Here is a 6,968-nt window from a genome sequence, read left to right as displayed (position 1 = left end):
ATGTTTACCCGTCTACGTTGCCCCCATTACCGAGCTCAAAGCATTGCATTATGTGCCATGCTACTGATGCTATGGTTGAATGTCGCTTATGTAGATCATCACCTCGATACTAATCCTGCACATCACGCGCAGCATCATTGCCAACTTTTTTCTGGCTTTCAAAATGGCCTAAGCAGTGCGCTGCCTATCCTTCCTGTCATTAGTGGCAGCGAAATTCGATCATCAGTAGAGAAAACTCAGCGTCGCCCCTCAGTTCATTACGCTTATCTTGCTCGCTCGCCTCCTCACTTTTAGACGTCTTATCTAGTTATTTATGATTTGTTACCCAAAGCCAACGCGCTAAGGGCTATTTTGATGTTTAAAAGGAATCACCCAATGTTTATCCAACGTAAACTCGCTCTCTCTATCGGCCTAATTTTAAGCACGCCAGCACTGGCAAATGAAGAGTTTCGCCAACATGAGGCTCATGTACATGGCCACGTCGAGTTCAATATTGCTCAAGATGGGCAAGATTTACTGATTGAAATCACCGCCCCCGGCGCTGATGTAGTCGGCTTTGAACATGCACCACAAAATGATGAACAACAACAGCGCTTAAATAAAGTCCTTGAGCAGTTCAGCCACGCCGATGGCATTTTCCAACTGCCCGCTCCGGCCAAGTGTCATTTAGAAGAAAGTCGTATCGCGCATACGTTAAATGGTGAGCACCACGACCACGACCACGACCACGACCACGACCACGACCACGACCACGACCATCATGAAAAACATGATGATAAACATCAAGATAAAGATGCTCAACACGCACACCATGACCATAAAAAAGATGTGCATGATGAAGGCGAGCATAGTGGTCACGGTGAATTCACGATTCAGTACCAATATCACTGCGATAACATGCCGCAATTGCAGTACCTCGACACGCAATGGTTTAACTTGTTCCCAAATACCCAAACAATCTCTGCCAATGTACTGACAGACAAAGCACAATCTGCCTCTGAGTTGAAAACAAACAGCACTCGCATTACGTTTTAAGGCGTATAAGCAACAACCTAGAGTAAGCACACACTTACTCTAGGTTCATTGTCGTTAAAGGAATTCACAATGAGTGATTTGCATATTCTATCGCTGACGTCTGTCATTGAATTGAAAGAGGTCGAATTTCGTTGGCCGAATAGCTCACAACCAGCCTTATCTATCCAGGATCTTTGTGTAAAACGTGGAGAGCACCTTTTTATTAAAGGGCCAAGTGGTTGTGGCAAATCGACCTTACTGAGCTTACTGACTGGGATCAACCAAGCACAACGAGGGGAGGTCTCTATTTTAGGCACCAACCTGTCGACGTTAACTTCCCGTCAACGGGATCGTTTTCGAGCCGATCACATTGGCTACATTTTCCAACAATTTAATTTATTGCCTTATCTCTCAGTGATTGAAAACGTTACGCTACCTTGCCATTTTTCCAGCACTCGCAAGCAGAATGTTGCAGGCGATCTGATTGAGAAAGCAAAACAGTTACTCACTCGCTTACATCTTCCACCTGAACTACTGACTAAACCGGTTATCGAACTGAGTATTGGCCAGCAGCAGCGTGTCGCGGCGGCGAGAGCACTGATTGGCGAACCCAAGCTGATCATCGCCGATGAGCCAACCTCGGCGCTGGATCACAACAATCGACTCGCGTTTATCGAACTGTTATTGGAAGAGGCGAATCGGGCAGGTTCAACACTGGTGTTTGTGAGCCACGATCCCACCTTAGAAGCTTTATTTGACCGCGCAGTTTACCTCCCTCAATTGAATCAGGCAGGAGTGACAGCATGAATGTAATTACCAATCTGGCGTGGAAAAGCGTACTTAACCGCAAAACCACAGCGCTACTCTCCATTCTGACGGTTGCCATTTCAGTCATTCTGTTAATGGGGGTTGAACGCATTCGAACTCAAGCTAAAGAGAGCTTTGCTAACACCATTTCAGGGACGGATCTAATCGTCGGTGGCCGCTCTGGACAAGTCAACTTGCTGCTCTATTCGGTATTTAGAATTGGCAATGCCACCAATAATATCGACTGGAAAAGCTACCAAGCCTTCAGTGAGCATCGCAGCGTCAAGTGGGCGATCCCCATTTCCTTGGGTGACTCACACCAAGGGTTTCGCGTTATGGGCACTAATCACCATTATTTCGAGCATTTCAAATATGGAAGTAAGCAACCACTCACCTTCTCTCAAGGCACTGAGTTTCATGGTTTATTTGAAACGGTATTGGGTTCAGATGTCGCCGAAACCTTAGGTTACCATATTGGCAGTGACATCATTATTGCGCATGGGATCAGCGATGTGGGTTTTAGCCGCCACGACAACCTCCCTTTCAAAGTAGTGGGGATTTTAGCGCCAACGGGAACGCCCGTAGACAAAACGGTGCATGTCTCATTAGAAGCGATTGAAGCCATTCACGTGGGTTGGGAATCGGGTGCGCATTTAGGCAATTCACCATCCAAAGAGCAACTTGAACAACACAACTTTCAACCCAAGCAGATCACCGCCATGTTGATCGGTTTAAAATCGAGAATTCAAACCTTTGCACTGCAACGTGAAATCAATAACTATCGCCAAGAACCCTTGAGCGCCATTATGCCCGGCGTCGCTCTGCAAGAACTGTGGGGTATGATGTCGATAGCAGAACAAGCTTTAATGGCGGTGTCGGTATTTGTGGTGGCGGCAGGGTTACTTGGTATGCTCAGCAGCTTACTGACAAGCTTGCAGGAAAGACGCCGTGAAATGGCGATTCTTCGCGCCATGGGCGCACAACCTAAACATATTTTTGCTCTGCTTATCAGCGAAGCGACGACGCTGACCTTTATTGGCATCTGCGTTGGATTAGCGGGGTTATATTCACTGCTCGCACTGGCGCAACCTTTTATTGCGCAGCATTATGGCATTCAAATCACACTCAGCACCTTAAGCAGCTATGAGTGGCAATTATTAGCTTATGTACAGCTGGCTGGCATTATTATTGGTGTTATCCCAGCTCTACGCGCCTATAGACAATCACTTAGCGATGGAATGACCATTCGAATTTAGGACTTAACGATGAAAAAACTACTGCTTATCAGCACGCTGCTGCTATCAGGCTTGTTACCGATGTACGCACAGAGTAATGAACAAGTACTGACGCTCGATTGGATCGATCTGATCCCCGAGAACGAACGTAACCAATTCAACGCCGATGGCATGCCAGCATTGAACCATGATGGCGAAATGACGGCTGCACAATCAAAAATCGGCGGAGTTAGAAAAGAGCTCAATGGCAGCGTGGTCAAAATACCCGGCTTTGTGATCCCACTGGAAGGTGACGCCAATAACGTTACTGAGTTTCTACTGGTGCCCTACTTTGGCGCATGCATTCACGTGCCGCCACCGCCACCAAATCAAATTATTTATGTGAAATATCCGCAAGGTGCTCCAATCCAGCAGCTCTGGGATGTAATTTATCTGATTGGGACACTGAAAACCGAAAGTGTTAGCCACGATCTGGCCGAAACAGCGTATGTGATCGAAGGCACTGCGATCGAAGAATACGACGACATGTAGTTAACAAAATAGCAACCTATTGATTCATCTAAACTAAACGATATATTTAGATAAATACGCTAGCAAAGCGACATATATCAACAATAGTAAAGTAATCGATAGGTGCTTTTTCAGTCTATTTTCTTTCCAACACTTCATAAGCGCCCCACAAATTCCGATAACAATTTTAACAAGTTATTATCATTAGGGATAGCGCAAATTTATGATCTAGAACGAATGTTTTTCCTAGATGGAAAATGCGTTACACGTTACATTTTAATCCATGAATGAAATGGGTGATTGAAGCGGACATAAAATGGCAGATACCAACAACCCTGTAGTGATTGAACATCAAGCCAACTCAGGTCAAAGCCACGAAAAAAAATCGAGCTATATCAAAGACAGTGGTAGTCGCATTTTGAATATTGCTCAATATCACGGCTTAGATGCGCTGCTACAAACGGATCCGCCAGAAAAAACCTCGCTTGATCGCGCCTTATTTAGAGAACAGCAACGTAAAGAGCAGCGACAAAAAAACCTAGAGCAGATCGTCAAACTGGCGCATGTCTCTTGTAAAAATGAGACCGCGGGAGAGCCTGATCAAGATTGGTTACACCGTTTTTTCGATATGGCGCAAGACATCCACAACTCTTCGATGCAGCGACTTTGGGCGCAAGTGCTCAAACGCGAGGTGACCAACCCCGGTTCAACCTCAATGAAAGCACTGCAAGTATTACAAGACATGACACCGAAAGAGGCGCAGATACTCCAAAAAGCCTCAGCGTTAGCCTGCTGTTTTGGCAGCGATAACAGCCGCAAGCTGTTGGTCGGCATTCGTGCTACTAACGGTATTTTTAGTTTAGGAAAACGCATCAACACATTTGTCATCAATATGGGTAGTTTCCAATTACCCTATTCGAGCCTGTTGGTACTGATCGAGCTTGGCTTACTGCATGCCACTGAACTGGAATCTGGAGAAATTGAACTTGAACCGGCACTGCTGTTGACCTATCAAGGCAAGAATCTGTCACTGCAATCGATGAGTAAAGGGGTAAGGCTGCTCTATTACCGTTTCAGTCCCACTGGCAATGAGCTGTGTAAGCTACTGGGTAATAAACCGAATATGCAGTACTACGATCAGATGTTGGCGGTGCTTAGCCAGAAATTCACTGTCCACACCGAAGTTGCCAGCAGCTCTTTTCATCACGCCGTCTAGCCTCAAAAAATAAAGGGCTCAAGCTGATGAGCCCTCTTCTACATTAGGCGATAATCGCTCGCACTTGCAGCGCTGTTAGGCAAATTTCCACCAGCTCATCAATGCTTTTTTCGCCAGCCGAAAGATCGATCTCAGGGCTTTGCGGCGACTCATACTCAGAGTCAATGCCCGTAAAATTACTGATTTCACCAGCGCGCGCTTTTTTATACAGCCCCTTCGGGTCACGCTGCTCGCACACGTCCAACTTGGTATTGACAAACACTTCGATGAACTCACCTTGTGGCAGCATATCGCGCACTAATTGACGCTCAGCGCGATGCGGTGAAATGAATGCTGATAACACGATTAACCCAGCATCGGCCATCAGCTTCGCGAGTTCACCAATACGGCGAATATTTTCTCGCCGATCTTGCTCTGAGAACCCAAGGTCGCTGCACAAGCCGTGGCGTACATTATCCCCATCGAGTAAATAGGTGTGATACCCGAGTTGAGCTAAACGCTGTTCCAACGCACCAGCAATGGTTGATTTTCCCGCCCCTGACAGCCCCGTAAACCACAATACTGCTGGCTGTTGTTGTTTTAAGTTGGCGCGGAACGACTTATCCACCGTATGCTGATGCCAGACAACATTTTCATCTTTATTGGCCAAATTCGTACTCATTACTCTATCCTTTGTTGTCTCAAACTAGCCAATAGAGGGACGCTGTAAGCGGCAATCCCTCCCACCGAATCACCACAGTTAAGCCTTGAGTAACTGACGAAGATCTTTGGCTTCCCAGTGTGGAAAGTGCTTGCGGATCAAGGCATTCAATTCAACTTCAAATGCAGAGTGGGCGCTTTGAGCATGAGCGATGTTTTGCAAACTATCTCGAACTAAGCCCGCCCCCACCGTCACATTCGTCAGGCGATCGATGATGATAAAACCACCAGTATTGGCACTGTCTAAGTATTTATCCAGCGCGATCGACTCTGTTAGCGACCATTCACACAAGCCAATGCCATTGAGCGGCAACTCTTCACTGTGATAAGTCGATAAATTATTAATATCGTACTGGTGACGCACCGCTTGCAACTGGCCGACGGTTTTCTTACCTGCAATTTTGATGTTGTATTCACGCCCGGCTTTGAGCGGTTGTTCTGTCATCCAGACCACATCGGCTAATAGATGGTTAGTTGATTCAACCTGCGCTCCTTGCAGCACAATAAGATCACCACGGCTGATGTCAATTTCATCGCTGAGCGTTAACGTCACCGCTTGGCCTGCTTGCGCTTGCGGCAAATCTCCATCGAAAGTAACAATACGTGCCACGGTGGATGTTTTTCCAGACGGAAGTGCAGTGATTGTATCTCCAACACTGATGCTGCCCGCTGCAATCGTGCCAGCAAAACCGCGAAAATCGAGATTCGGTCGGTTCACATACTGCACTGGAAAACGAAACTCACCGGCTCCTTTTTGCTGATCAACGTCCACCGTTTCAAGCAGCTCCAGCAGTGATGGGCCTTGATACCAACGCATATGTTGGCTTGCTTCGACCACATTGTCCCCTTCCAGAGCAGAAAGCGGGATGATCTGAATATCAGTATCACCTTGCAGATGCTTTGAAAATTCCACGTAGTCTTGACGGATCTGCTCAAAACGATCTTGTGAGTAATCGACCAGATCCATCTTATTCACCGCCACCACAAAATGCTTCAAACCTAACAGATTGGCAATGAATGAGTGGCGACGCGTTTGATCCAAAATGCCTTTACGGGCATCGATCAAAATCACCGCGAGATCGCAAGTGGATGCGCCTGTCGCCATATTGCGCGTGTACTGCTCATGCCCCGGAGTATCGGCAATGATGAATTTGCGTTTTTGAGTAGAGAAATAGCGATACGCCACGTCAATGGTGATCCCTTGCTCACGTTCCGCTTGCAGGCCATCAACTAACAGAGCTAAATCGGGGCGCTCGCCCGTCGTGCCAACACGCTGGCTATCGGAATGGACGGCGGCCAGTTGATCTTCATAAATCTGTTTTGTGTCATGAAGCAAACGACCAATCAAGGTACTTTTTCCATCATCAACTGAGCCACAAGTCAGAAATCTCAGTAACGATTTGTGCTGGTGTTGCGTGAGATAAGCTTCAATACCGATCTCAGAAAGCTGAGCCTGAACTGCACTATTCATAATCTTTCCTTAGAGG

At 46.8% G+C, this 6,968-nt stretch carries 8 protein-coding genes; 6 read left to right on the top strand and 2 right to left on the bottom strand.

Annotated elements, in window-relative coordinates; all coding sequences use genetic code 11:
- From B9J87_RS11845 to B9J87_RS11820, 6 genes are all read left to right on the top strand, one after another.
- Positions 1-294, top strand: a 294-nt coding sequence (locus B9J87_RS11845) for a DUF2607 family protein (RefSeq protein ID WP_080569481.1), incomplete at its 5' end; no start/stop codon positions are given.
- Between the two features lie 81 nt (positions 295-375).
- Positions 376-1,035: a zinc uptake protein ZrgA gene (zrgA, locus tag B9J87_RS11840; RefSeq protein ID WP_176429520.1), complete on the top strand. Its 660-nt coding sequence runs from the start codon at positions 376-378 to the stop codon at positions 1,033-1,035.
- Positions 1,036-1,104: 69 nt separating this feature from the next.
- Complete coding sequence (locus B9J87_RS11835; RefSeq protein ID WP_094150884.1) at positions 1,105-1,821, top strand: ABC transporter ATP-binding protein; 717 nt, start codon at positions 1,105-1,107, stop codon at positions 1,819-1,821.
- Entirely contained in the window at positions 1,818-3,077 is a 1,260-nt protein-coding gene (locus B9J87_RS11830) for an ABC transporter permease (RefSeq protein ID WP_017049181.1), read from the top strand. Before B9J87_RS11835 ends, B9J87_RS11830 begins: the two co-directional genes overlap by 4 nt.
- A gap of 9 nt (positions 3,078-3,086) precedes the next feature.
- The gene (locus tag B9J87_RS11825; RefSeq protein ID WP_013855946.1) at positions 3,087-3,587 is read left to right on the top strand and encodes a DUF3299 domain-containing protein; all 501 of its coding nucleotides are present in this window, start codon (positions 3,087-3,089) and stop codon (positions 3,585-3,587) included.
- Between the two features lie 295 nt (positions 3,588-3,882).
- Positions 3,883-4,782 (top strand): TIGR03899 family protein, encoded by a 900-nt coding sequence (locus B9J87_RS11820; protein ID WP_017049183.1) that lies wholly within the window; start codon positions 3,883-3,885, stop codon positions 4,780-4,782.
- 43 nt (positions 4,783-4,825) lie between these two features.
- On the opposite strand, the gene cysC is transcribed toward B9J87_RS11820, so the two are convergent.
- A complete protein-coding gene (gene cysC / locus B9J87_RS11815; protein WP_094150883.1) occupies positions 4,826-5,443 on the bottom strand; it encodes an adenylyl-sulfate kinase in 618 nt (205 codons plus the stop codon).
- A 78-nt stretch (positions 5,444-5,521) separates the two neighbouring features.
- A complete protein-coding gene (gene cysN, locus B9J87_RS11810; RefSeq protein ID WP_094150881.1) occupies positions 5,522-6,952 on the bottom strand; it encodes a sulfate adenylyltransferase subunit CysN in 1,431 nt (476 codons plus the stop codon).
- Positions 6,953-6,968 lie beyond the last annotated feature (16 nt).

The sequence above is a fragment of the Vibrio sp. V19_P1S1T109 genome, assembly GCF_002241375.1.
Lineage (GTDB): Bacteria > Pseudomonadota > Gammaproteobacteria > Enterobacterales > Vibrionaceae > Vibrio > Vibrio anguillarum.
Note: the sequence above shows the minus strand (reverse complement) of the source record. Positions and strands in the feature narration are given on the sequence as shown.